This window comes from Mitsuaria chitosanitabida ATCC BAA-476 = NBRC 102408 (assembly GCF_001598255.1).
In the GTDB taxonomy this organism is placed as follows: domain Bacteria; phylum Pseudomonadota; class Gammaproteobacteria; order Burkholderiales; family Burkholderiaceae_C; genus Roseateles; species Roseateles chitosanitabidus.
In genome coordinates this window covers 13,451-37,332 of the sequence record NZ_BCYP01000026.1, presented here as the reverse complement: position 1 = coordinate 37,332, position 23,882 = coordinate 13,451, and the positions used below count along the sequence as shown (strand labels likewise).

Below are 23,882 nucleotides of genomic sequence, written 5' to 3'. Positions count from 1 at the left end.
CCATTTTCACGACACGAAAAGCAAAACGGCGGCCTCGAGGGCCGCCGTTTTCAGCAGAGGAATGTAGCTCGACTACAGGTCAACGCACCGACTGCTCCAGCGCGAAGGCCGCGCCGTCCAAGGCGGTCAGCGTGTCGGTGATCAGCACGCACGGGACGCCGGCCAGATAGCTGGCGAAACGTCCCTTGGCCTCGAAGCGGGCCCGGAACTCGGACGCGAAGAAGCGCGCGCCCAGGCGCGGCACGATGCCGCCGCCGATGTAGACGCCGCCCCGCGCGCCCAGCGTCAGCGCGACGCTGCCGGCGAAGCCGCCCAGGAAGGCGCAGAACTGGTCCATGGTCTTGCCGCAGAGCGCGTCGCCGCCCAGGGCGCGCTCGACGATCTGCTCGGCCGTCAGGCGCGGCGCGTCGGGCTGGCCCGCCACCGTCGCGACGGCCGCATGCAGCGTCGGCAGACCGATGCCGGACAGGAAGCGCTCGGCGGAGACATGGGGGAACTCGCGGCGCGCGACGGACAGCAGTTCGCTCTCGTAGTCGTTGGCCGGGGCCAGCGTCATGTGCCCGCCCTCGCCCGGCAACGCGACCCAGCCGCCGGAGGTCTCGACCACGCCGCCCACGCCCAGGCCGGTGCCCGGGCCGATCACCGCCAGCGTGCCGCTCGGCGCGCTGCGCGCCGGTCCCGGCACGGCGGCGACCTGGTCGGGCCGCAGACCCGGCAGCGACAGCGCCAGCGCCTCGAAGTCGTTGAGCAGGCGCAGCTCGTCCAGGCCCAGGTCGGCCTGCAGCTGGCTACGGGAGAAGGTCCAGTGGCTGTTGGTCAGCTCGACGCGATCGCCGTCGATGGCCGTGGCCAGCGCCAGCGAGGCCCGGCGCGGACGCGCCGCCAGCCCCAGCCCGGCCAGTTCCTTCAGATAGGCCTGCGCGGCCGCGCTGAGGGACTCGTACTGCGCCACCGGCAGCTTGCGCACGTGCTGCACCGGCTGGCCCGGGCCGTCGACCCAGGCGAAGCGGGCATTGCTGCCGCCGATGTCGGCCACCAGCCATGGGTAGCCCCTGTCCTGCGCGCGTCCGGTCGTCTCGTTCCGGCCCGCGGCCACACCCTGTTCTGCTTGCACTGTTCTTGTCCTGAGGTTCTGAGGGCCGCCGATCCGGCGGATCCACGCAAGGTAGCAAAACTACATCATTCGCACAAGGGCAGTCTCCCTGCCCGCCATCCGATCGCCAACACCTGGATCGAGGCGTCGTCATCAATCGGCTGCAAATGATTGTTTTCTATGGAATTTCCATTCCATCGCAGACGCCTTGTCGCCGTCAAGTCGGCTGTAGTCGCACTACAACCAAACACCCCCAAGGGGCGAGCCAGGGCGGCAATCGGCATGCCTTCCCGCGGGGCCAGGCCCGCGCCACCGGCCCCCGGGCATCGCTAGGGCGAACCCTTTCGGTGCCCCCGGGGTGGCGGGCCATAATCGCCTCCGGCCCCGAAGGGCCGCCCCGCCGATGTCGAGCCTCCGTCTCGATCCGGCGCCAACCGGTCCCCAACCGGTGCCGTCGCGGGCGCATCCGACCTGATTCATGCGAGATTTCGACAGTCCCCGGCTGATCGCCGACATCGGCGGCACCTTCGCCCGCTTCGCCCTGGAGACCGCCCCCGGGGAGTTCGAGCACATCGCGCTGCTGCGCTGCGCCGAGCATCCGGACTTCCACGCCGCCGTGCGCTCCTACATCGACCGCCTCCCGCGCCATCTGCACGTGGCGCACGCGGCGATCGCCATCGCCAACCCGGTCGAGGGCGACCTGGTGCGCATGACCAACTACCACTGGCAGTTCTCGATCGAGGAAGCGCGTCAGCGCCTCGGCCTGGACACGCTGGTGGTGGTGAACGACTTCACCGCGCTGGCCATGGCCCTGCCCCGGCTGCGCGGCAGCGAGATCCGCCAGGTCGGCGGCGGCGAGGCCCGCCCCGACAGCGTGATCGGCCTGCTGGGCTCGGGCTCCGGCCTGGGCGTGTCGGGCCTGATCCCGGCCGGCGAGGGCTGGATCTCGCTGGGCTCGGAAGGCGGGCACACCAACTTCGCGCCGCGCGACGAGCGCGAGATCGCGCTGCTGCGCTTCGCCTGGAACGAGTACGAGCACGTCTCCTTCGAGCGCCTGCTCTCCGGCCCCGGCCTGGAACTGATGCACCGTGCGATGGCCGACTACCTGAAGCGTCCGTCCGAAGCGCTGAGCGCGCCCGAGATCACCGCCCGCGCGCTCGAGGCCGCGGACCCGGTCTGCGAGGAGACGCTGGAGCTGTTCTGCACGCTGCTGGGCACGGCCGCCGCGAACCTGGCGGTGACGCTGGGCGCGCTGGGCGGCATCTACATCGGCGGCGGCATCGTGCCGCGGCTGGGCGAGTACTTCGACCGCTCGCGCTTCCGCGCGCGTTTCGAGGACAAGGGCCGCTTCTCGCAGTACGTCGCCGCCATCCCGACCTTCGTCATCACCGCCGAGCACGCGACCTTCAAGGGCGCGTCCGCGATCCTGGAGGCGCAGTTGCGCAGCCTGCAGGCCAGCGGCGGCTCGTCCGCCATCGTGGGCCAGATCCGGCGCGCGCGCGACAGCCTGTCGCCGGCCGAGCAGCGCGTGGCGGATCACGTGCTGGCGCATTCGCGCAAGGTGCTCAACGACCCGATCGCGGAGATCGCCAAGGCGGCCAGCGTCAGCCAGCCGACGGTGATCCGCTTCTGCCGCTCGCTGGGTTGCGAGGGCCTGTCCGATTTCAAGCTGCGGCTGGCCTCGGGCCTGACCGGCACGGTGCCCGTCAGCCACACGCAGGTGACGCAGGACGACTCCATGGTCGAGCTGGGCGAGAAGGTGCTGGGCAACACCGCGTCCGCCATCCTGCAGGTCCGCAGCCAGCTCAACCGCGACATGATCGACCGCAGCATCGAGCTGCTGCTGGGCGCCTCGCGCATCGAGTTCTTCGCCATCGGCCATTACGGCGTGGTGGCGCAGGACGCGCAGTTCAAGTTCCTGCGCCTGGGCGTGGCCTGCAACGCCTACACCGAGCCCCGCCTGCAGCTGCTGGCGGCGCAGACGCTCAAGGCGGGCGATGTGGCCGTGCTGATCAGCAGCAGCGGAAAGCTGCCCGAGCTGATCGCCGTCGCCGACACGGCGCGCGAGCGCGGCGCGCACGTGCTGGCCATCACGGCCAGCCAGTCGCCCCTGGCCAAGAAGGCCGACGCGGCGCTGATCGTCGATCACGTCGAGGATGTCGCCACCCACCTCCCCATGATCAGCCGCATCCTGCACCTGCTGGTCATCGACATGCTGGCGGTGGGCGTGGCGATGCGCCGCGATCCGGAGGCGCCGGCGCTGCGCGCGACGCAGCCCGAGCTCGACGAGCGGGACGAGGATGGCCGCCCCAGCGCGCGCCGCGCGGCGCCGGGCATCAGCCTGGCCTCGCCGCTGGCGAAGCTGACCGCGCACAGCCGCTGAGCAGGACCGCGGCCACGGGCCACGGGCCCATCGTCCCGGGGGGAATCACCAGGCCGCCAGCACTTCCTCCGCCAGCCCGAACGCGGTGCTGGCGCCGGTGCCACCGGTGACCACGGCCAGCCGCGTGCGCTCGTCCGGCGCGTCGACCAGGCAGGGCACCTCGGCGCTGACCGGATAGACGCCGGTCCAGCGCTCGACGACCTCCATCGAGGCCAGCGGCAGCTGGCGCTTGAGCTCCTCCAGGATCAGCCGATCCACGGCGTCGCTCGCGAACGGCGGCAGCACCGGCCCGTAGTGGTGCGAGTCCCCGACCACCAGCGTGCCGTCGGCGCTCTGCACCGCGATCAGGTGGATGCCATGCGCGAGCGCGTCGTGGCGCTCGGCCGAGAGCCGCTTGAGCAGCGGCTGCGCCTCGGGCAGCGCGGCGTAGCCCTCGTAGCGGACCAGGCTGAGGTCGGCCATCAGCGCGGCGTTCAGGCGGAAGCCCGCTGGCGGGCGCACGCGCAGCATCTGCAGCTGGCACAGCGACAGCGCGTGCGGCGCGAGCCGGCCGGCGAAGAGGCCGTGCAGCTCCGCGCCGGAGCAGACGGCGACGCGCTCGGCCTGGTAGGTGGCCCGCGAGGTGCGCACCCGCGGCGCCTCGACCTCGAGCACCGACTCGCCGAAGTGGAACTCCACGCCGTGATGCTCCGCGAGCCAGGCCGCGATGCGCGGAATCACCTCGCGCGATTCCACGCGCAGTTCATGCGGGCTGTAGAGCCCGCCGAGCAGGCCCTCCGCGCGCAGTCCCGGCTGGCGAGTCGCGGCCTGCGCGGCGTTCAGACGCTCGCAGCCCTCGCCCATCTCGGTGGCGAGGAAGGCGTCCAGCAGGGCTTCGGACTCGACGCAGCGCGCGGCCATCAGCAGGCCGGCGTGCTCCACGCGCAGTCCGGCCCGCGGGGCGAGCTCGGCCCACAGGTCACGCGAGCGTCGCGCCCGGCGCCAATGCGCGCCGCGCTGCTGCCCGGTCACGGTCACGAAGCCGAAGTTGCGGATGGAGGCGCCGATGCAGGCGGCGTCGCGCTCGACGACGACGACGCGCCAGCCGCGCTTGGCGCCGGCCCAGGCATGGGCCAGGCCGACGATGCCGGCACCGACCACCAGGAGGTCATGGGTCATGGGAAGGAATGGATTGAGAGGATGAGTGGGGAGGGGGAGCCCGAAGACCCTCACCCCCACCCTCTCCCGCAAGCGGGAGAGGGAGCCGACCGTGCTCAGGCGTCTGGGTGGCGGACATGGTCGGGCACCTGGGTGTCAGACATGGAGGGCGTCTGGGTGGCGGACATGGGCGGGTGTCTGGGTGTCAGACATGGAGGGCGTCTGGGTAGCGGGCATGGGCGGGTGTCTGGGTGGCGGAAATGACAAGCAAGACTTGGCCTTGTTGAGACATGACTGGCGGCGTGTGGCCCCTCGCCCGCTGCGCGGGAGAGGGGTTTGGGGTGAGGGCCGTCGAAGTCAGCGAGCCCGTATGGCTCCCTCTCCCGCTTGCGGGAGAGGGTGGGGGTGAGGGTCTTCGGGCTACCTCGCCCGCCACCGCTGCGTGCGCTGCACCAGCAGATGCCCGATCACCCCGATGACGCCACGCCCCGCCGCCGCCGTCACGAAGAGCAGCGTGGCCATCGCCGCCGCCGGCGCCGTGTCCCCGGCGTCATCCATGGCCAGCACCGCGATCGCGGCCAGCGTGGTGTCGGGCGAGTACAGGAACACCACCGCCGACACCGTCGTCAGCGCGCTGACGAAGAAGTAGCCCGCCACCTGCACCAGCGTCGGCACCGCGATGGGCAGGTGCACCCGCCACAGGTGGCGCCAGAACGGCAGTCCCAGCGACTCGGCCACCCGCTCGTACTCCGGATCCAGCTGGCGCAGCGCGCCCAACTGGGTCAGGTGCGCGACCGAGTAGTAGTGCGCCACCGTGCACAGCACCAGGATGCCCAGCCCGCCGTACCAGCCGCGCAGCGGATTCCACGGCGCGTTGAAGAACAGGATGTAGCCCAGGCCCAGCGCAAGACCCGGCACCGCCATCGGCAGCGTCGCCAGCGCATTGAGTACCCCGCGCGCGGCGCGCAGGTCACGCGGCTTGTCGACCAGCCAGGCCAGCAGGAAGCTCAGCACGGTCCCCACCAGCGCCGTCCACCCGGCCATGCGCAGCGAGTTCCCGTAGCTGGCCCATCCGCCGCCGTCGCTCATGTCGAACTGGTAGTGCGACAGCGTCGGCGTGAGCTGGTACGGCCAGTACTGCGCGAAGGACGCGTACACCGCGATGCCGAAGACGCCGACCAGCGCCGTCGCCACCAGCGCGCAGTACAGCAGCGCCGGCAGGTCGACCGCCGCCTGGGGCCGCGGCTGATGCGGCACGGCGCGCAGGCTCAGCACCGCGCGCTGGCGGGCGCGCAGGCGCTGCTCCAGCACGAAGGCGCCCAGCGCCGGGATCAGCAGCAGCAGCGCGACGACCGCTCCCCGGTCCAGCCGCTGCTGCCCGACGACCTCCTTGTAGATGTCGGTGGCCAGCATCGCGGTCTGACCGCCGACGACCTTGGGGACGCCGAAGTCGGTCAGCACCAGCACGAACACCACCACCAGCGAGATCAGCAGCCCGTAGCGGCTGGCCGGCAGCGTCACCGTGCGGAACACGCGCCAGCCGTCGGCGCCCAGGCAGCGCGCGGCCTCGATGAGGCGAGCGTCGCTGGTCGACAGCGTGGTGACGAGGATGAGCAGCGCATGCGGGAAGGTCCACAGCACCGAGCCGGCGACGATGCCCGCTGGCCCATAGATGCTCTCGATGCCGATCGCCTGCATCGCGCCCTTGAGCAGGCCCTGGTTGCCGAAGGCGTAGACCAGGCCGATGGCGGCGAGCAGCGAGGGCGCGAGCAGCGGCAGCAGCGCCAGCCCCCGCCACAGGCCCTTGGCGGGCAGCGCGGTGTGCGTCAGCGCCCAGGCGTAGCCGTAGGCCAGCGCGACGCAGATCACCGCGGACAGGGCCGACAGCGACACGCTGTTGGCCAGCGCGCTCCAGCGGCCCGTCGCGAAGTAGGCGCTGAAGTGCGCGGCGCCGACGAAGCGGCCCTGCCCGTCCAGCACGCTCTGCGCCAGCAGCGAGACCAGCGGCAGCAGGATGATCACGACCAGCGTCAGCAGCGCGGCGGCCAGCAGGCCCCGCAACGCCCAGGCCTCGGCATGGCGGCGCGGACGCGAGGGCGCGGCGGGCGCCGGCGCCTGATCGAGCACCAGACTCACGCGGCCCTCCGCATCGAGGTCGGCGCGTCGAAGAGCTGCAGTGCGCGCGCCGGCAGACGCAGGCCGCGCATCTCGCCCTCGGTCAAGCCCGAGGCCTCCCCGCTCGGGAGCTCCAGCAGCAGCGCCGAGCCCAGCGCGTCGCAGCGCATCAGCACCTGGGTCACCGCGCCGTGGAACTGCAGCGCGTCGATGCGGGCGCGGATCATCGCGCCCTCCCCGTCCAGCAGCCGCAGCGACTCGGGCCGGACGCCCAGGCGGACCACGCTGCCGGTCTTGTAGGCGCTGGTGTCGCAGTCCAGCAGCGCGGTGCCGATGCGCACGCGGCCCTCGGCCACCACCTGGCCGTCCAGCCAGTTCATGCGGCCGACGAAGCCGGCCACCAGCGCGCTGGCGGGCTGCTCGTAGAGCTGGCGCGGCGCGCCCTGCTGCGCGATCTGGCCCTTGGCCAGCAGCACCACGCGGTCGGACATGGCCAGCGCCTCGTCCTGGTCGTGCGTCACCATCAGCGTGGTGATGCCCAGCCGCTGCTGCAGCGCGCGGATCTCGGTGCGCATCTCGTGGCGCACCTGGGCGTCCAGCGCCGACAGCGGCTCGTCCAGCAGCAGCAGGCGCGGTCGCGGCGCCAGCGCGCGGGCCAGGGCCACGCGCTGCTGCTGTCCGCCGGAGAGCTGCGCCGGGAATTTGTGCTGCTGGTCGGCCAGGCCGACCAGGGCGAGCATCTCCTCGGCGCGGGCCGTGGCCTCGCGCCGCGGCAGCTCGGTCAGGCCGTAGCCGACGTTCTGCAGCGCCGTCATGTTGGGGAACAGCGCGTAGGACTGGAACACCACGCCGAAGCGCCGCTGCGAGGCGGGCCAGCGCGTGATGTCCTGCCCCTGCATCAGCACCTGGCCGAGGTCGGCCTGCTCGATGCCGCAGACGATGCGCAGCAGCGTGGTCTTGCCGCAGCCCGAGGGCCCGAGCAGCGAGACGAACTCACCCGGCCGCAGGTCGAGGTCGATGCCCTGCAGCACGGTCTGCGGACCGAAGCGCTTGGTGATCTGACGCAGATGGATCATGGGACGCCGCCGGCTCGCTTACTTCTTCTCGGCCTTGGCTTCGTAGCGGCGCGACCACTCGGCCAGGATGCGGTCGCGGTTGGCGGCGGCCCAGGTGAAGTCGTTCTTGGCCAGCAGCTTGTCCAGGTCGGACGGGACGAACTCCAGCTGTTCCTGCACCGACGGCAGCGCCAGCACGGCGAAGTTCTTGGCGTAGAGCTCGTTGGCCTTGCGGGTCACGGACCAGTCGGCCAGGGCCTTGGCGGCCTCCAGCTTCTTCGTGGTCTTCATGATGCCGGTGGCCTCGACGTCCCAGCCCAGGCCTTCCTTCGGGAAGACGATGTCGATGGGCGCGCCCTCCTTCTTGGTCTTGTTGGCGCGGTACTCGAAGGACAGACCGATGGGGAACTCGCCGGCGCCGGCCTGCTTGCAGGGCTTGGAGCCCGAGTGGGTATAGACGCCGATGTTCTGGTGCAGCGCGTCCATGAAGGCCCAGCCCTTGGCCTCGCCCATCATCTGCAGCCAGGCGGAGACCATCAGGTAGCCGGTGCCGCTGGACGCCGGATGCGGCATGGTCAGCAGGCCCTTGTAGACCGGCTGGGTCAGGTCGTTCCAGGAGCCGGGCTTGGGCAGGTTGCGCTTGCCGGCCTCGACGGTGTTGAAGCACACGGCCGAGGACCACAGGTCCATGCCCACCCAGGTCGGCTGGGCGCGCGGGTCGCGCATGTTGGGACGCACCTGGTCGAGGCCCTTGGGCGCATAGGGGGCGAGCATGCCCTCCTTGTCCAGCAGCATCAGCGAGGTGGCGGCCAGGCCCCAGACCACGTCGGCCTGCGGGTTGGCCTTCTCGGCCAGCAGGCGGGCGGTGACGATGCCGGTGGACTCGCGCACGAACTTGAGCTCGATGCCGGGGTGGTCCTGCTCGAAGGCGGTCTTGTAGGCCTTGATCTGGTCGGCCTCGAGCGCGCTGTAGACCAGCAGTTCGGTCTTGCCCTGGGCATGGGCCTCGGGGCTGGTCAGCGCGGTGATCGCGGACAGGGCCGCGAAGGCGGCGAGGTGGAAGACGGTCGAGAGGGACTTGAGACGCATGGGCGCTCCATCGAGGGTCATGGGGGAAGCCGGAATCGCGGGGCCGCCGACGGGGCGACGAGCTGTCACGATCGATGGACGACACTGTAGGAATGGCATATGTCATCTGCGCGTCAAACGCCCCAACTTCCCGAAACCCGGCATTGGCGGATTTGGGACGCCCCCGAGTTGTGGCGGCAATGCCGACACCTCGCGGTCCCCTCGAGGCGTCGGTCTCCGACGCCTTCACGGCGTCTTCACGGAGCGGCGCATGCTGGTGAACCAGCTCAAGGCCTTCTTCGCGGTGGCGCGGCTGGGGTCCATCACGCTCGCGGCCAAGCAGCTGGGCCTGTCGCAGCCCACGGTCACGACGCAGGTCCGGGCGCTGGAGGAGCAGTACGAGGTGGAGCTCTTCCACCGCGGCGGCGGCCGGCTGACGCTGAGCGACGCCGGCCGGCGTCTGCTCCCCCGCGTGGACGCGCTGCTGCAGCAGGAGCTGGACATCGAATTCGCGCTGAGGAACTCGGCCGAGCTGCAAGGCGGGACGCTGCGGCTGGGCGCGACGGCGCCCTACTACACGCTGACCCTGGCGCAGCGCTTCCGCGCGCGGCATCCGCGGGTGGCCTTGAGCGTGTCGGCGGGCAACTCGCGGCAGATGGTGGACGCGCTGCTCGCCTACCAGGTGGACCTCGCGACCTCCAGTCATCTGGAGGACGATCCGCGGCTGCATCGGGTGGCGCTGGGCAGCGATCCGCTGGTGCTGCTGGTGCCGCGCGGTCACGCGCTGGCGCGGCGTGGCGCGGTGCCCCTGGCGGCGTTGGCGGGCGAGACGCTGCTGGCGCGCGAACGGGGGTCGATGACGCGCGCGCTGAGCGAGCAGGCGCTGGAGCGCGCCGGCGTGAGGCCCCGGGACCAGATGGAGATCGCCAGCCGCGAGGCGTTGCGGGAAGCCGTGGTGCGCGGGCTGGGCGTGAGCATCTTCGCGGCCCACGAGACGGGCCGGCATCCGGAGCTGATCGCCCTGCCCTTCGAGGAGGACATGCCGCTGGTGCGCGAGTACCTCTACTGCCTCCAGGAGCGCAAGGGCGCGAGCCTGATCGAGGCGATGCTGGCGTGCGTGGTCGAGGGCGCGGAACGTGCGCCCTCCCCACCGGCTTGATTTTTCGCAGAGACACCCCGCCCCCGTGGCGGGAGGATGCGGCCCGTCATTCGGGCGCATCCGGTCCTCGCGGCGCGCCCGTCCATCGTCCCACCACGACTCGATCGACGAGCCCCCTATGTCCGTGCACTTCCGCGACCATCCCCCGCATCACCTCTGGAGCGGCGACGACCGCGACGAGCCCGTCCGACAGCGGCGGCCGCTGGACATCTGCGACGACGCGACGCTGCTGCGGCTGCAGGGCGGCTGGGGCATGACGCTGGAGGGCCCGGGCCGGCCCCGCGTCGGCACCGACGCGCTCCGTCTGCGCAACGACCTCACGGTCGGCGACGCGCTGGCCACCGCGCAGCGCTGCGTGAAGGACGCGACCGCGATCCTGCGGCTCTCCGCGGATCGCGAGCGCGAGACCGCCGCCTGCGACTGCGGCGCGCTGATCGCCGCCACGCATGACCTGCTGCGGCAGGCGCTGGGCTCGCTGGGCGTGGTCGAGCGCGGCCTCAGCGACGACGTGTGGGATCGCTCGGACCGCGCCCGCGGTCAGGTCGGCGAGCGCGCCCAGGCCATCGGGCTGCTCGCCAGCGAGGAACGCTGAGCGCGGTCGTCGCGGCAGGCCGCCGCACGGCCTCCGCTCAATCCGCCGTGATGCCCCGCTCCTTCACGAGCTTGGCCCACTGCGGCAACTCCTTCTCCAACCGGGCCCGCGCCGCGGCCGGCGTCGACGGGCTCGCGTCGAAGCCCTCCTTGGCCATGCGGTCCTTGACCGTCGGCGTCGCCAGCACGGCGTTGAGCGTCGCGTTCAGCTTGTCGACGACGGGCTTGGGCGTGCCGGACGGCACGAAGACCATGAACCAGGTTTCGAATGAATAGCCCGGCACGCCGGCCTCGGCGATGGTCGGCACGTTGGGCATCAGCGGCGAGCGCCTGGGTCCGGTGACGCCCAGCGCGCGGAGCCGGCCCGACTGCACATGCCCTTGCGCCGCCGACAGCACGGGGAAGGCCATCTCGGTCTGCCCGCCGATGGTGTCGCTCAGCGCGGGACCGCCGCCGCGATACGGGATATGGACGATGCTGACGCCGGCGACGGCCTTGAAGAGCTCGGCCGCCATGTGGAAGGTGCTGCCCGTGCCCGCCGACGCGTAGGAGAGCTTGCCCGGCTGGCGCTTGGCCAGCGCCACCAGGTCCTTGACCGTCTTGGCCGGCACGTTCTCGTTGACGACCAGCACGTGCTGGGAGCTGGCGACCATGCCGACGGGCGCCAGGTCCTTCAGCGTGTCGTAGGGCATCCTGGGCGTGAGCGCCGGATTGATCGCCAGCGACACGGTCTGCAGGCCGACGGTGTAGCCGTCACCCGCGGCCTTGGCCACTTCGGCGACCCCGAGGTTGCCGCCGGCGCCCGCCTTGTTCTCGACGACCAGCGGCTTGCCGAGCGCCTTGCCCCATTCGTCCGAGATCAGCCGCGCGACGATGTCGGCGCTGCCGCCGGGGGCGTAGGGCACGATCAGCCGCACGGGGTGGTCGGGATAGCCTTGGGCCAGCGCCGAGGCCGACACCGTGGCCGTCGCCAGCGCGGCGATCAGGGTTCTGCGAATCATCTTGTCTCCTGTGAAGCCCCGGTCGTTCGCCGGGGTCGCCTCGATGCTAGGCGGGAGACAGCGGATCAGAATTCAGCGCAGGATCATTCTTTCGTTCCTGCAAGTTAAGGATCGTTTCACTGTGAACTCACGGGTCGATCACGACCGCGTCGATCGGGCACGGCGCGCGAAGGCGACCGCCAACCCCGCCGTGAACAACGCCATCGCGCCGTTCCCGAGCGCGCCCTCCAGGTCGGTTTCCACGGCCTGCACCGCGAACCACATCGTCCATGCCGCCGTCCCGCCGAACACGGCGGCGGCGGACGCCAGACCCCAACGCATATCCCACCCCAGTCTTGTTTTGTGTCGCGACTGTAACGGCGGGCCGCGACGCCGCGCCCCCTCGGTTGGTGGGAGGACCGCCGGATCGTGGGCGATGACCGGAATCAGGCGTCGAAGCCGGGGCACTCCCGGGCGGCCTTGCGCAGCAGCGCCGGCCACACGAAGGCGCCGCCCAATCCGCCGGTCTGGACGCGCATGGACTCCGCGGTGCCGCGGATGATGGCCTCGTCGACCGGCGTCAGCGCCCCGCCACCCGCCTGCGCGGCGATCTGGATCTGGCAGGCGCTCTCGAAGGTGTACATGGAGAGGAAGGCGTCCGCGACGCTCCGGCCCACGGTCAGCAGACCGTGGTTGCGCAGGCAGTAGAAGATCTTCTCGCCCAGGTCGTGCTGCAGCCGGGGCTGCTCCTCGGGCCGGATGGCGACGCCCTCGTAGTCGTGGTACGCGAGCGAGGCCAGCACGAAGGTCGATTGCTGCGAGATCGGGAGCACCCCGTCCTTCTGCGCCGACACGGCGACGCCCGCGCGGGTGTGGGTATGCAGCACGCAGGCGACGTCGGGTCGGGCCGCGTGGATGGCCGAGTGGATGATGAAACCGGCCTGGTTGACGGGGAACGGTGTGTCCTGCAGCTTGTTGCCTTGCGCGTCGACCTTGATGAGGCTGGACGCGGTGATCTCCTCGAACATGAGTCCGTAGGGATTGATCAGGAACTCGTGCGAGTCACCGGGCAGCCGGGCGCTGATGTGGGTGAAGATCAGATCGCTCCAGCCGTGACGGGCCACGAGGCGATAGCAGGCGGCGAGGTCCACGCGCAGCTGCCATTCGGCGTCGCTGACCTTGCCCTTGAGCGAGGGAATCTGAGCGGTGATGTCCATGGGGCGTCTCCATTCGCGCGAGCCTCGATCGGGCTCGATCGCGGCGGATCCTCCGCCGGGAGTGGGCTGGAGGCTGTCGCGTGGAGGACAGGAGCACGGAACATCTCCGGGCGACCCGGACTTTCATTCGCCAAGGTATTTCAGGAGACTCGACCAGAAGTTCAGCTTGCTGCCCAAGACCAGAACCACCAAGAGGATCGAGATGCCGGCCGTCACCAGGTTGGCGATCACGTTGGACCACACGCCGGACCAGAAGCTCAGGGTCCGCTCCAGTCGCCGCAGTCGACGCAGGTGATGGGCTTCGGCCTCGGCCAAGGCGTCGGAGAGCGACTCCTCGGCCATGTCCTCAAGCATGACCTCGGCTCGCATGCGGTAGGTATCGATCTGCGACCGAAGGTTGCTGCCCAGCACGAAGCCGAGCACATCCGCATCCGGATGCGCCTTCATGAACTCGACCTTGTCCGCCTTGTACAGCGCGTAGGCGAGAAGCCCCGCCAGATCACGGCGATCCTGGACAAAGGACTGATAGGTCTGATGCAGCATCAAGCGATGACCTTGGCTTTCGCCAACCATCGCCCCAGCGCGTTGTTCGCGGCTCTGACGATGACCTCCCGGCAAGGCATCGCAGCGCGGACCGCGGGCGATGCCTCGTGGTTCCGGTCACGCGTCATCAGGCGACTGTTGGCACGCCGGATCGTGTGGACGGAGATGTACTTGCGAGCGGGCGAGGTCGTCATGGCGTCAGTGTCGCGTGGGGAGTGATCGGCCGTTGGAATGCCTGCCGTGGCGACCACATCGGCGACACGTCAGGGACGGAGAGCCGCGAGCTTTGCATCGCTGCAGCGCGTCAGCAATGACTCGTTCCTGTGATCGATGGGGGATTCGAATCTCCCCATCTCCCCTCTTCGAGGGGCTCATGACCGCTTCTGCGGCGCCCGATCCGTCTGCAGAAACCTGCGGGTCTGCAGGCTTCTGCGTAGGAAATGGGAAAGGGGCGCCCACGGCGCCCCTTGTCATGTCGAGGCCTCCCGGAGGCCTCCACGGCCGCGGTCAGAAGGCGGCGATGCCGGTCTGCGCGCGCCCCAGGATCAGCGCGTGGATGTCGTGCGTGCCCTCGTAGGTGTTGACCACCTCGAGGTTGACCAGGTGGCGCGCGATGCCGAACTCGTCGCTGATGCCGTTGCCGCCCAGCATGTCCCGCGCCATGCGCGCGATGTCCAGCGCCTTGCCGCAGCTGTTGCGCTTCATGATGGACGTGATCTCCACCGACGCGGTCCCCTCGTCCTTCATGCGGCCCAGCCGCAGGCAGCCTTGCAGGCCCAGCGTGATCTCGGTCTGCATGTCGGCCAGCTTCTTCTGGATCAGCTGGTTGGCCGCCAGCGGCTTGCCGAATTGCTGACGGTCCATCGTGTACTGCCGCGCCGTGTGCCAGCAGGCCTCCGCCGCGCCCAGCGCGCCCCACGCGATGCCGTAGCGCGCGCTGTTCAGGCAGGTGAACGGGCCCTTCAGACCGCGCACGTCCGGGAAGGCGTTCTCCTCGGGGCAGAAGACCTCGTCCATCACGATCTCGCCGGTGATCGACGCCCGCAGTCCCACCTTCCCATGGATGGCCGGGGCGCTCAGGCCCTTCCAGCCCTTCTCCAGCACGAAGCCGCGGATCTGGCCACCGTCGTCCTTGGCCCAGACGACGAAGACATCGGCGATCGGGCTGTTGGTGATCCACATCTTGCTGCCGGTGATCGCATAACCACCGTCGACCTTGCGCGCCCGCGTGATCATCGCCCCCGGGTCCGAGCCGTGGTTCGGCTCGGTCAGGCCGAAGCAGCCGATCCACTCGCCGCTGGCCAGCTTGGGCAGGTACTTGCGCTTGGTCGCCTCGTTGCCGAACTCGTTGATCGGCACCATGACCAGCGAGCTCTGCACGCTCATCATCGAGCGGTAGCCGCTGTCCACGCGCTCGACCTCGCGGGCGACCAGGCCGTAGCAGACGTAGTTGAGGCCGGCGCCGCCGTACGCCTCCGGAATCGTCGCGCCGAGCAGTCCCAGCTCGCCCATCTCGCGGAAGATCGCCGCATCGGTCTTCTCGTGCCGGAAGGCCTCCAGCACGCGCGGCTGCAGGCGGTCCTGGCAGTAGGCGCGCGCGGCGTCGCGCACGGCGCGCTCGTCGTCGGTCAGCTGCTGGTCCAGCAGCAGCGGATCGTCCCAGTGGAAGGAGGCCTTGGCTTTGCTCATGATGTGTCTCGCTTGTCTCGTGTCTCTGAATCTGGCGCGCCCGGCCCGCGGGGGCCTCGGCGCGAGGACCGCCGGTCGGGCGGCGCGGCGACCGAATCGATCCTAGCCCCGCGGGGGCACCACCGCTGTCACCTCGATTTCAACCTTCGCACGGTCCTCGATCAGCCCCGAGACCTGCACCGCGGTCATCGCGATGCCGTACTCGCGGCCCAGCACCTCGCGGTAGGCCTGGCCGACCTCGCGGCCGCGCGCGACGTACTCGCGCTTGTCCAGCACGTACCAGGTCATCCGCACGATGTGTTCCGGACCCGCGTCGGCCTCGGCCAGCACCGTCTTGATGTTGGCCAGCGCCTGCCGCACCTGCGCGATGAAATCGTCGCTCTCGAAGGCGCATTGCGCGTTCCAGCCGATCTGGCCGGCCACGTAGACCTGCCGGCCCACCGCGCTCACGCCGTTGGCGTAGCCGCGCGGTGCCGCCCAGCCCTCGGGCTGCAGCACCTGCTTGTGCGAGGCGGCCGCGTGGATCGCCGCGTCGCCGTGCGCGCTCGTGGCATGCGTGTTGCTCGTCATCGTCGGGACTCCTCTACTGCTCGGACGATTGCTGTTGCTGGACGGCCCGCACCAGCGCGGCGCGGACGTCGTCCGGGAAGGGTTGCGATTGATGCGTGTCCAGCGAGGTGCACACCAGCACCTGGCCGAAGCTGACCCGCGTGCCGTCGGCGCCGTCGAAGCTCACCCGCAGGGTCAGGGAGCTGCGGCCCACGCGCTCGATCCACAGCCGTTGCATGAGCCGGTCGCCGATGCGGCTGATGCGCTCGAAGCTGGTCTGCAGCTGCACGGTCGGCAGGCCCACGCGGCGCGCGCCGATCAGGGTCGCGTAGTCGATGCCCAGGCCGTCGTAGAACCAGTCCTCGACGAAGGCGTTGAGCAGCTCGTAGTAGCGCGGGAAGAACACGATCCCCGCGGGATCGCAATGGCCGAAGCGCACCAGCACCTCGCGCTCGAAGGTCGACGTCATGGGTCCCTCTCCTGTCGGACTCGGGCTTCCGGAGGACATCACTGCTCGCGCAGCCGGAAGCGTTGCAGCTTGCCGGTCTCGGTGCGCGGCAGGCTGGCGCGGAACTCTATCGCACGGGGGTACTTGTACGGGGCCACCGTCGCCTTGACGAAGTCCTGCATCGCCTTGACCTGCGCCGCGTCGCCCGCGTGTCCGGGCTTGAGCACGACGAAGGCCTTCACCAGCTGGCCGCGCTCCTCGTCCGGCACGCCGATCACCGCGCACTCGGCGACCGCCGGATGCGCCATCAGCGCGGACTCCACCTCCGGTCCGGCGATGTTGTAGCCGCCGGAGATGATCATGTCGTCGGTGCGCGCCTGATAGACGAAGTAGCCGTCGGCATCGACCAGGTACGCGTCGCCGGTGAGGTTCCAGCCGTTCCTGACGTACTTGCCCTGGCGGTCGTCCTCCAGATAGCGGCAGCCCGTCGGCCCCTTCACCGCCAGCTTGCCGACGCTGCCCGCGGGCAGCGCGCGGCCCTCGTCGTCGACCACGCAGGCGCGGTAGCCCGGCACCGCGACGCCGGTCGCGCCGGGACGGGCCGTGGCCTCGGTGTGGGAGATGAAGATGTGCAGCATCTCGGTCGCGCCGATGCCGTCGATCATCTCGATGCCGGTGGCGTCCTTCCACAGCTGGCGCGTCGCGGCGGGCAGCGCCTCGCCGGCGCTGACGCACTTGCGCAGCGAGCTCAGGTCGAAGGACGCGCCCGGCTGCGCCAGCATCGCGGCCATCGCGCGATAGGAGGTCGGCGCGGTGAAGCACACGCTGGCGCGATGGCGCGCGATCGCGGGCAGCAGCATCTCGGGCGAGGCCTTCTCCAGCAGCACCGCCGTCGCGCCCACGCTCAGCGGGAACAGCAGCAGCCCCCCCAGCCCGAAGGTGAAGGCCAGCGGCGGACTGCCGATGAAGACGTCGTCCGACGTCGCCTTCAGGCAGGATCGCGGCCAGCAGCGGCAGATCGCGATCACGTCCTGATGGAAGTGCATCGTGCCCTTGGGCTGACCGGTGGTCCCGGACGTGAACGCGATCAGCGCGCAGTCGTCGGCCGCGGTGTCCAGGTTGTCGAACCGAGGCGACTGGCGCTCGGCCAGCGCCTCCAGCCCGTCGGCCGCCTGGCTGCGGAACAGGCACACGCGATCGAGCACCGGATGCTGCGTCCGCGCCGTTTCCAGCTCGTCGGCCAAGGCCGCGTCGCACAGCGCATGCGTGATCTGCGCCTTGTCGATGATCTGCCCCAGCTCCTTGGCGCGCAGCAGCGGCATGGTCGCCACCGCGATCGCGCCGGCCTTCATCACCGCGAACCAGCAGGCCGCCAGCTGCGGCGTGTTGGCGCCGCGCAGCAGCACCCGATTGCCGGGCACCACGCCCATCTCGTTCACCAGCACGTGGGCGATGCGGTTGGCCTGCGCCTGCAGCTCCGAATAGGTCCAGCGGATCTCCCCGCCGCGGCCGTCGCCGCCGACCACGCAGGGCCGGTCGCCATGGCCCTCGGCCACCCAGCGGTCCAGCAGCTCGTGCGCGCAGTTCAGGCGCTCGGGGAACTGCAGCTCGGGCAACTCGAAGATGAGCTCGGGCCACTGGTCCCGCGGCGGGAGCTTGTCACGAGCGAAGGTATCCAGATGCGCGGTGCGGTGCATGGGGGGCGTCCTTGTCCGTTCTTCAACCGTTCTTCAACCGTTCTTCAAGAGATCTCGTCCGATGATCAACTGCTGGACCTCGCTGGCGCCCTCGTAGATGCGCAGCGCGCGGATCTCGCGGTACAGCGACTCGACGATCTCGCCGCGTCGCACGCCGCGACCACCGTGGAGCTGCACCGCCGCGTCAATGACGCGCTGGGCGCCCTCGGTCGCCATCAGCTTGGCCATCGCGGCCTCGCGCGTGATCGTGCGACCCTGATCGCGCTCCCAGGCCGCGCGATAGACCAGCAGCGCGCTGCTGTCCACGGTGCAGGCCATGTCGGCCAGCTTGGCCTGCGTCAGCGGCAGGTCGGCCAGCGTCGCGCCGAACATGGCGCGGGCCTTGGCCTGGCTCAGGCCTTCCTCCAGCGCGCGACGGGCGAAGCCCTGGGCCGCCGCGGCGACCGAGGTGCGGAAGACGTCCAGCGTCCGCATCGCCACCTTGAAGCCCTCGCCCGGCGCGCCGACCATGGCCGAGATCGGCACGCGGCAATTCGTGAAGCGCAGCGTCGCCAGCGGATGCGGCGCGATCACGTCGATGCGCTCGGCGATCTCGAACCCCGGAATGCCCGCATCCACGATGAACGCGCTGATCCCGCGCGAGCCGGGCGCCTCGCCGGTCCGCGCGAAGACCACGTAGAAATCAGCGATACCGCCGTTGGAGATCCAGGTCTTCTGCCCGTCGAGCACGTAGTGATCGCCGTCGCGTCGGGCGGCACACTGCATCGCGGCGACATCGGAACCCGCGTCCGGCTCGGACAGCGCGAAGGCCGCCAGCGCCTCGCCGCGCGCGACGCGCGGCAGGTAGGCCTCGCGCTGCGCGGCCGTGCCCATCAGCGAGATCGCGCCCGACCCCAGGCCCTGCATCGCGAAGGCGAAGTCGGCCAGCCCGTCATGTCGCGCCAGGGTCTCGCGCAACAGGCAGATGGCGCGGGTGTCGATGCCCTCGCCCTCGCCCGCCACCGCGTGCGTGAGCCAGCCGCCCTCGCCGAGCGCCTTGACCAGCGCCTTGCAGCTCGCGTCCACGTCCTCGTGGTCGACCGCGCCCGGTGCCAGATGCTTCGCGCACCAGGCGTCGAGCTCGCGGGCGAGCACGCGGTGCTTGTCGTCGAAGAAGGGCCAGTCCAGGTGTTTCAGATGATTCATGGCTGGCCTCAATCGCCCTTGAATTCAGGACGCTGCTTCGCGACGAAGGCGTGATACGCCCGGTGGAAGTCCTGCGTCATCATGCAGATGGCCTGCGCCTGCGCCTCGGCCTCGATGGCCTCGTCCACGCCCATGGTCCACTCCTGATGCAGCATCCGCTTGGTCATCGCATGCGCGAAGTTGGGGCCGGCGGCGATCTCCGCGGCCCAGGCCACGGCCTGCGATTCCAGCGCGTCCGGCTCGGCGATGCGGTTGAGGAAGCCCCACTGGTGCGCTTCCTCGCCGCCCAGGCTGCGGCCGGTGTAGAGCAGGTCCGACGCGCGGCCCTGGCCCACGATGCGCGGCAGCAGCGCGCAGGCGCCCATGTCGCAGCCGGCCAGGCCGACGCGGGTGAACAGGAAGGCGGTCTTGCTGCGGGCGGTGCCCAGACGCAGGTCGGAGGCCATGGCCATGATCGCGCCGGCGCCGGCGCAGACGCCGTCGATCGCGGCCACCACCGGCTGCGGGCAGGCCCGCATCGCCTTGACCAGATCGCCGGTCATGCGGGTGAAGGCCAGCAGGTCCGGCATGGACATCCGCGTCAGCGGGCCGATGATCTCGTGCACGTCCCCCCCGGAACAGAAGTTGCCGCCCGCGCCCTGCACCACGATCGCGTTCACCTCGTCCACGTAGGCCAGGGTGCGGAACAGGTCGCGCAGCTCGGCGTAGGACTCGAAGGTCAGCGGGTTCTTGCGCTCGGGACGGTTCAGCGTGATCACGCCGACCGCGCCCTCCTGGCGCCAGCTGAAATGCGTCGGCACGAAGCCGGCCAGGCTGCGCTGGTTGCCGGTGATGAGATGGCTGTCCATCGATGAAGCTCCTTGTTCCTGATCTGCCTGCCCACCGGTCGCGACGCGCGCGAGGGGGCGATTCGTCGAGCGCCACCCGGCCCCGGGGCCGGGTGGCGCGTCCCTGTCTACTTGCGCGAGGTCTCCAGCGTCGCCAGATGGCCCTTCAGACCGGCGAGCAAGCCCATCACCTGGGTCATCTGCTCGGGGGACCAGCCACCCAGCAGCTCGAGGATCCAGCCCTCGTGCGTGGCGGCCATGCGCTTGAAGCTGCGGCGGCCGGCCGGTGTCAGCCGCACGGTCACGCTGCGGCGGTCCGACGGATGAGGCTCGCGCACGACCAGGCCTTCGGACTCCAGCTGATCGGCGATGCCGGTGACGTTGCCGCCGGTGACCATCAGCCGCTGCGAGAGCTCGCGCATGGTGAGCCCCTCGGGACTGCGCTCCAGTTGCGCCAGCAGGTCGAAGCGCGGCAGCGTGGTGCCGAACTCGTTGCGCAGGCGCTGGCGGATCTGGTCCTCCACGCGCGTGGTGCAGGCCAGCAGCCGCAGCCAGACGCGCAAGGCCTGATGGTCGCCATCCTGCGCGCGGGACTCGAGGTCCAGCGCCAGGCCGGCGCCCTCGTCGGCGCCATCCATGGCCTCGCCGGTCTCGCCAGCGTCGCGCGCGGCGTTCTTGCCGATCGGATCGATCTGACGCATCACATCACCTCCCCGCCGGCCACGGCGATCGCCTGTCCGGTGATGGACGCGCTCTCGCGGCGCGCCAGCCAGGTCACCGCGGCCGCCACCTCCGCCGGGTCAATCAGCCGCCCCTGCGGATTCACGGCGGCCAGCTCGGCCCGCGCCGCCTCGGCCGTGCGTCCCGTCTTGGCGACGATGGTGTCGATGGCGTCGGCCACGATGTCGGTCTCGGTGTAGCCCGGGCAGACCGCATTGACCGTCACGCCCTTGCGCGCCGTTTCCAGCGCCAGCGCGCGCGTCAGGCCCAGCACGCCGTGCTTGGCCGCGCAGTAGGCCGCCACGTAGGCGTAGCCCTTGAGCGCCGCGGTGCTCGCCACGTTGACGATGCGGCCGAAGCGGCGCTCGGTCATCGCGGGCAGCACCTCGCGGCTGCACAGGAAGCTGCCGGTCAGGTTCACGTTGAGCAGCCGCTGCCAGGTCTCCAGCGAGGTCTTGCCCAGCGGCGCCGTCTCCACCTGCCCGGCGTTGTTGATCAGCAGGTCGACCGGACCGGCCGCCCGGGCCGCCGCCGCGAAGGCGTCGCGCACGCTGGCCTCGTCGCCGACGTCGCAGACCTGCAGCTCGACCGACGGACCGCCGTCGACGTTCAGCCGATCGCGCTGTTCCTTCAGCTTGTCGATGCGCCGGCCCATCAGCGTGACGCGCGCGCCGTCGGCGATCAGCGCCTGCGCGATCGCCGCGCCGATGCCGGAACCGCCGCCGGTCACCACCGCGTGCAGGCCCTCGAGCGGGTACTTGTCGCTCATGTCGATTCCTTGCCGCAACGCCTGCCGCGGCCTTCGCCGCCGTTGTTGCTGCCGTTGCCGTTGCTGCTGTTCATGTTTCTTCTCCCGAGCGAGTCGGAGATGCCCCTCACACGCCCAGCGCGCGGTTGGCCTGTTCCTGCGCGGCGGCGCCACCGCTCAGGGCGCGCTGGCGCTCGAACTCGCGTTCCATCTGGCTCTTGCCGGACTGGTACTGCCGGGGCCAATCCAGGCCCGGGCCGGACAGATAGCCGATGCGCGCGGCCTCGGTCAGTGTCCAGGCCGGATTGGCCAGATGCGGCCGAGCGATCGCGCACAGGTCCGCGCGGCCGGCCGCGATGATGCTGTTGACGTGGTCCGCCTCCGAGATCGCGCCCACCGCGATGGTCGCGATGCCGGCGCGGTTGCGCACGCTCTCGCTGAACGGCGTCTGCCACATGCGGCCGTAGACCGGCTTCTCTCGCTTGCTGACCTGGCCCGAGGACACGTCGATCAGGTCGGCGCCCGCCGCCTTGAAGGCCGCGGCCATCGCGACCGCGTCCTCGGTCGTCGTGCCGCCGGGCACCCAGTCGCTGGCGGAGATCCGCACCGACATCGGCTTGTCCTGCGGCCACACCGCGCGCATGGCCAGGAAGACCTCCAGCGGATAGCGCAACCGGTTCTCCAGCGTGCCGCCGTACTCGTCGTCGCGCTGATTGGTCAGCGGCGACAGGAAGCTCGACAGCAGATAGCCGTGGGCGCAGTGCAGCTCCAGCCAGTCGAAGCCGGCCTCGGCGGCGCGGCGCGTGGCGTCGACGAAGTCGTCGCGCACGCGGTCCATGTCCTCGCGCGTCATCGCGCGGGACCACTGGCTCACGCCATCCAGGTACTGCTGCGGCGAGGCCGAGATCAGCGGCCAGTTGCCCGCCTCCAGCGGTTGGTCGATGCCGTCCCAGGCCACGCGGGTCGAGCCCTTCGCGCCCGCGTGACCCAGCTGCAGCGCGATCTTGGCGGTCGAGCTCGCATGCACGTGATCGACGATGCGCTGCCAGCCGTCGCGCTGCGCGTCGTTCCAGATCCCCGGGCATCCCGGCGTGATGCGCGCATCGGGCGACACGCAGGTCATCTCGACGAAGACCAGCCCCGCGCCGCCCATGGCGCGAGCGCCCAGGTGGGTCAGGTGGTAGTCCGCCGGCTGCCCGTCGACGCAGGAGTACTGCGCCATCGGCGAGACCACCACGCGGTTCTTCAGCGTCGTGCCGCGCAGCGAGAACGGCGTGAACATCGGCGGCGCGGCGCGGTCCAGGCCCGCGCGCTTAGCCAGCCAGGCCTCGTAGTCGCCGACATAGCCGGCATCGCGCAGCCGCAGGTTCTCATGCGAGATGCGCTGCGAGCGCGTCAGCAGCGAGTACGCGAACTGCTCCGGCGCCAGCCGCGCATGGCGCTCGACGTTCTCGAACCATTCGGTGGAATTGCGGGCCGCGTTCTGGATGCGCAGCACCTCGATGGAACGCGTGGCCTCGTACTCCTCCAGCGCGGCGGACAGGCTCTCGACGCCGCCGCCGTGGCGGGCAATGTCCTTGGCCAGCGCGATCGCGTCCTCGAGCGCGAGCTTGGTGCCCGAGCCGATCGAGAAATGCGCGGTGTGCGCCGCGTCGCCCATCAGCACCACCGGCGCGCGGCCGTTGTGATGCACCCAGCGCCTGCAGACCACGCGCGGGAAGCGGATCCACTGCGCCGAGCCGCGCAGATGCGCCGCGTTGGAGATCAGCGGGTGGCCGTCCAGCACCTTGGCGAAGAGCCGCTCGCAGAAGGCGATGCCCTCCTCCTTGCTCATGTCCTCCAGGCCGGCGGCCTTCCAGACGTGCTCGGGCGTCTCGACGATGAAGGTCGAATGCGTCTCGTCGAAGCGGTAGGCATGCGCCTGGAACCAGCCCCATTCGGTCTTCTGGAAGTCGAAGGTGAAGGCGTCGAAGAGCTTGGTCGTGCCGAGCCAGACGAAGCGGCAGTCGCGCAGGTCGATGTCGGGCTGGTAGGTCGCGCTGTACTTCTGGCGCAGCCGGCTGTTGAGGCCGTCGGCCGCGATGATCAGGTCGGCGTCGATGTCGGCGTCGTCGCCGACCTCGGTCTCGTAGCGGATCTCGACGCCCAGCTCCTCGCAACGCTCGCGCAGGATGTCCAGCAGCCGGCGCCGGCCGATGCCGCAGAAGCCGTGGCCGCCGGAGACCATCGTGCGGCCGTCGATGTGGACGGCGATGTCGTCCCAATGGTTGAAGGCCTGCAGGATCGCGTCGGCGGTGTGCGGGTCGGCCTCGCGCAGCGCGGCCAGCGTCTGGTCCGAGAAGACCACGCCCCAGCCGAAGGTGTCGCCGGCGCGATTGCGCTCCAGCACCGTGACCTGATGCGAGGGATCCTGCCGCTTCATGAGCAGCGCGAAGTACAGGCCGGCGGGACCGCCGCCGATGCAGGTGATGCGCATGGTGCTGGGGCTCGCCTCGCGGCAAGCGTTGACTGCTTGACGGAAGCACTTTAGGCATTGATAGTTGAGGTGTCAACTAAATGGGCATCGGATCCGGCAGGCCCTCGCGATAACCCTCGGACCGTCGCGGCACCCTGGCGGAAGGCTTGCAGGATCGACGGCGACTTGTTGGAATTAACCGACACCACGACCCGCGGCCCCA

General features: G+C 70.4%; 22 protein-coding genes. 3 read left to right on the top strand and 19 right to left on the bottom strand.

Features of this window, described 5'->3' with window-relative positions:
- Positions 1 to 79: 79 nt before the first annotated feature.
- Positions 80 to 1,114 carry a glucokinase gene (gene glk / locus MCHT01_RS16880; protein ID WP_245643367.1) on the bottom strand — a complete coding sequence of 345 codons (1,035 nt, stop codon included), beginning with the start codon at positions 1,112 to 1,114 and terminating at the stop codon, positions 80 to 82.
- A gap of 457 nt (positions 1,115 to 1,571) precedes the next feature.
- Here glk and MCHT01_RS16875 point away from each other — a divergent pair, with 457 nt between their 5' ends.
- On the top strand, positions 1,572 to 3,476 hold the full coding sequence (locus tag MCHT01_RS16875) for a glucokinase (protein WP_067066654.1): 1,905 nt from the start codon (positions 1,572 to 1,574) through the stop codon (positions 3,474 to 3,476).
- A gap of 45 nt (positions 3,477 to 3,521) precedes the next feature.
- Here the strand turns inward: MCHT01_RS16875 and MCHT01_RS16870 are convergent, their stop codons facing one another.
- The 4 genes from MCHT01_RS16870 to MCHT01_RS16855 all read right to left on the bottom strand — a co-directional run bounded on the left by MCHT01_RS16870 (position 3,522) and on the right by MCHT01_RS16855 (position 8,872).
- On the bottom strand, positions 3,522 to 4,634 hold the full coding sequence (locus MCHT01_RS16870; protein ID WP_067066652.1) for a TIGR03364 family FAD-dependent oxidoreductase: 1,113 nt from the start codon (positions 4,632 to 4,634) through the stop codon (positions 3,522 to 3,524).
- A gap of 399 nt (positions 4,635 to 5,033) precedes the next feature.
- Positions 5,034 to 6,743: a putative 2-aminoethylphosphonate ABC transporter permease subunit gene (locus MCHT01_RS16865; RefSeq protein ID WP_439956173.1), complete on the bottom strand. Its 1,710-nt coding sequence runs from the start codon at positions 6,741 to 6,743 to the stop codon at positions 5,034 to 5,036.
- A 2-nt stretch (positions 6,744 to 6,745) separates the two neighbouring features.
- A complete protein-coding gene (locus tag MCHT01_RS16860; RefSeq protein ID WP_067066643.1) occupies positions 6,746 to 7,804 on the bottom strand; it encodes an ABC transporter ATP-binding protein in 1,059 nt (352 codons plus the stop codon).
- An 18-nt stretch (positions 7,805 to 7,822) separates the two neighbouring features.
- Complete coding sequence (locus MCHT01_RS16855) at positions 7,823 to 8,872, bottom strand: putative 2-aminoethylphosphonate ABC transporter substrate-binding protein (RefSeq protein ID WP_084452828.1); 1,050 nt, start codon at positions 8,870 to 8,872, stop codon at positions 7,823 to 7,825.
- Positions 8,873 to 9,122: 250 nt separating this feature from the next.
- Here MCHT01_RS16855 and MCHT01_RS16850 point away from each other — a divergent pair, with 250 nt between their 5' ends.
- Together MCHT01_RS16850 and MCHT01_RS16845 are read left to right on the top strand one after the other, a co-directional pair.
- Positions 9,123 to 10,010 carry a LysR substrate-binding domain-containing protein gene (locus MCHT01_RS16850; protein WP_067066641.1) on the top strand — a complete coding sequence of 296 codons (888 nt, stop codon included), beginning with the start codon at positions 9,123 to 9,125 and terminating at the stop codon, positions 10,008 to 10,010.
- 118 nt (positions 10,011 to 10,128) lie between these two features.
- Positions 10,129 to 10,602 (top strand): hypothetical protein, encoded by a 474-nt coding sequence (locus tag MCHT01_RS16845; RefSeq protein WP_067066640.1) that lies wholly within the window; start codon positions 10,129 to 10,131, stop codon positions 10,600 to 10,602.
- A gap of 37 nt (positions 10,603 to 10,639) precedes the next feature.
- Here MCHT01_RS16845 and MCHT01_RS16840 read toward each other — a convergent pair whose 3' ends face one another.
- The 14 genes from MCHT01_RS16840 to MCHT01_RS16775 all read right to left on the bottom strand — a co-directional run bounded on the left by MCHT01_RS16840 (position 10,640) and on the right by MCHT01_RS16775 (position 23,680).
- Positions 10,640 to 11,602 carry a Bug family tripartite tricarboxylate transporter substrate binding protein gene (locus tag MCHT01_RS16840; protein WP_067066638.1) on the bottom strand — a complete coding sequence of 321 codons (963 nt, stop codon included), beginning with the start codon at positions 11,600 to 11,602 and terminating at the stop codon, positions 10,640 to 10,642.
- A 138-nt stretch (positions 11,603 to 11,740) separates the two neighbouring features.
- Positions 11,741 to 11,923: a hypothetical protein gene (locus MCHT01_RS16835; RefSeq protein WP_067066637.1), complete on the bottom strand. Its 183-nt coding sequence runs from the start codon at positions 11,921 to 11,923 to the stop codon at positions 11,741 to 11,743.
- Between the two features lie 104 nt (positions 11,924 to 12,027).
- Positions 12,028 to 12,798, bottom strand: a complete 771-nt coding sequence (locus MCHT01_RS16830; RefSeq protein ID WP_067066635.1) for a class II aldolase/adducin family protein — start codon at positions 12,796 to 12,798, stop codon at positions 12,028 to 12,030.
- Between the two features lie 123 nt (positions 12,799 to 12,921).
- Positions 12,922 to 13,341, bottom strand: a complete 420-nt coding sequence (locus MCHT01_RS16825) for a hypothetical protein (protein ID WP_067066633.1) — start codon at positions 13,339 to 13,341, stop codon at positions 12,922 to 12,924.
- The gene (locus MCHT01_RS26310) at positions 13,341 to 13,535 is read right to left on the bottom strand and encodes a hypothetical protein (protein ID WP_148661571.1); all 195 of its coding nucleotides are present in this window, start codon (positions 13,533 to 13,535) and stop codon (positions 13,341 to 13,343) included. The genes MCHT01_RS16825 and MCHT01_RS26310 overlap by 1 nt, the downstream gene beginning before the upstream one ends.
- A gap of 313 nt (positions 13,536 to 13,848) precedes the next feature.
- Complete coding sequence (locus MCHT01_RS16815) at positions 13,849 to 15,030, bottom strand: acyl-CoA dehydrogenase (protein WP_067066630.1); 1,182 nt, start codon at positions 15,028 to 15,030, stop codon at positions 13,849 to 13,851.
- Between the two features lie 102 nt (positions 15,031 to 15,132).
- Positions 15,133 to 15,600 (bottom strand): RidA family protein, encoded by a 468-nt coding sequence (locus MCHT01_RS16810; RefSeq protein WP_084452826.1) that lies wholly within the window; start codon positions 15,598 to 15,600, stop codon positions 15,133 to 15,135.
- A 13-nt stretch (positions 15,601 to 15,613) separates the two neighbouring features.
- Positions 15,614 to 16,048, bottom strand: a complete 435-nt coding sequence (locus MCHT01_RS16805; protein WP_067066628.1) for an acyl-CoA thioesterase — start codon at positions 16,046 to 16,048, stop codon at positions 15,614 to 15,616.
- A gap of 38 nt (positions 16,049 to 16,086) precedes the next feature.
- Positions 16,087 to 17,724 (bottom strand): benzoate-CoA ligase family protein, encoded by a 1,638-nt coding sequence (locus tag MCHT01_RS16800; RefSeq protein WP_067066626.1) that lies wholly within the window; start codon positions 17,722 to 17,724, stop codon positions 16,087 to 16,089.
- Between the two features lie 33 nt (positions 17,725 to 17,757).
- The gene (locus MCHT01_RS16795) at positions 17,758 to 18,909 is read right to left on the bottom strand and encodes an acyl-CoA dehydrogenase family protein (RefSeq protein WP_067066624.1); all 1,152 of its coding nucleotides are present in this window, start codon (positions 18,907 to 18,909) and stop codon (positions 17,758 to 17,760) included.
- Positions 18,910 to 18,917: 8 nt separating this feature from the next.
- On the bottom strand, positions 18,918 to 19,757 hold the full coding sequence (locus MCHT01_RS16790) for an enoyl-CoA hydratase family protein (protein ID WP_067066623.1): 840 nt from the start codon (positions 19,755 to 19,757) through the stop codon (positions 18,918 to 18,920).
- 107 nt (positions 19,758 to 19,864) lie between these two features.
- Positions 19,865 to 20,437, bottom strand: coding sequence for a MarR family winged helix-turn-helix transcriptional regulator (locus MCHT01_RS16785; protein WP_245643365.1), 573 nt, complete (start codon positions 20,435 to 20,437; stop codon positions 19,865 to 19,867).
- Positions 20,437 to 21,225: an SDR family NAD(P)-dependent oxidoreductase gene (locus tag MCHT01_RS16780; RefSeq protein ID WP_067066621.1), complete on the bottom strand. Its 789-nt coding sequence runs from the start codon at positions 21,223 to 21,225 to the stop codon at positions 20,437 to 20,439. The genes MCHT01_RS16785 and MCHT01_RS16780 overlap by 1 nt, the downstream gene beginning before the upstream one ends.
- A 106-nt stretch (positions 21,226 to 21,331) precedes the next feature.
- Positions 21,332 to 23,680 (bottom strand): bifunctional salicylyl-CoA 5-hydroxylase/oxidoreductase, encoded by a 2,349-nt coding sequence (locus MCHT01_RS16775; RefSeq protein ID WP_067066620.1) that lies wholly within the window; start codon positions 23,678 to 23,680, stop codon positions 21,332 to 21,334.
- Positions 23,681 to 23,882 lie beyond the last annotated feature (202 nt).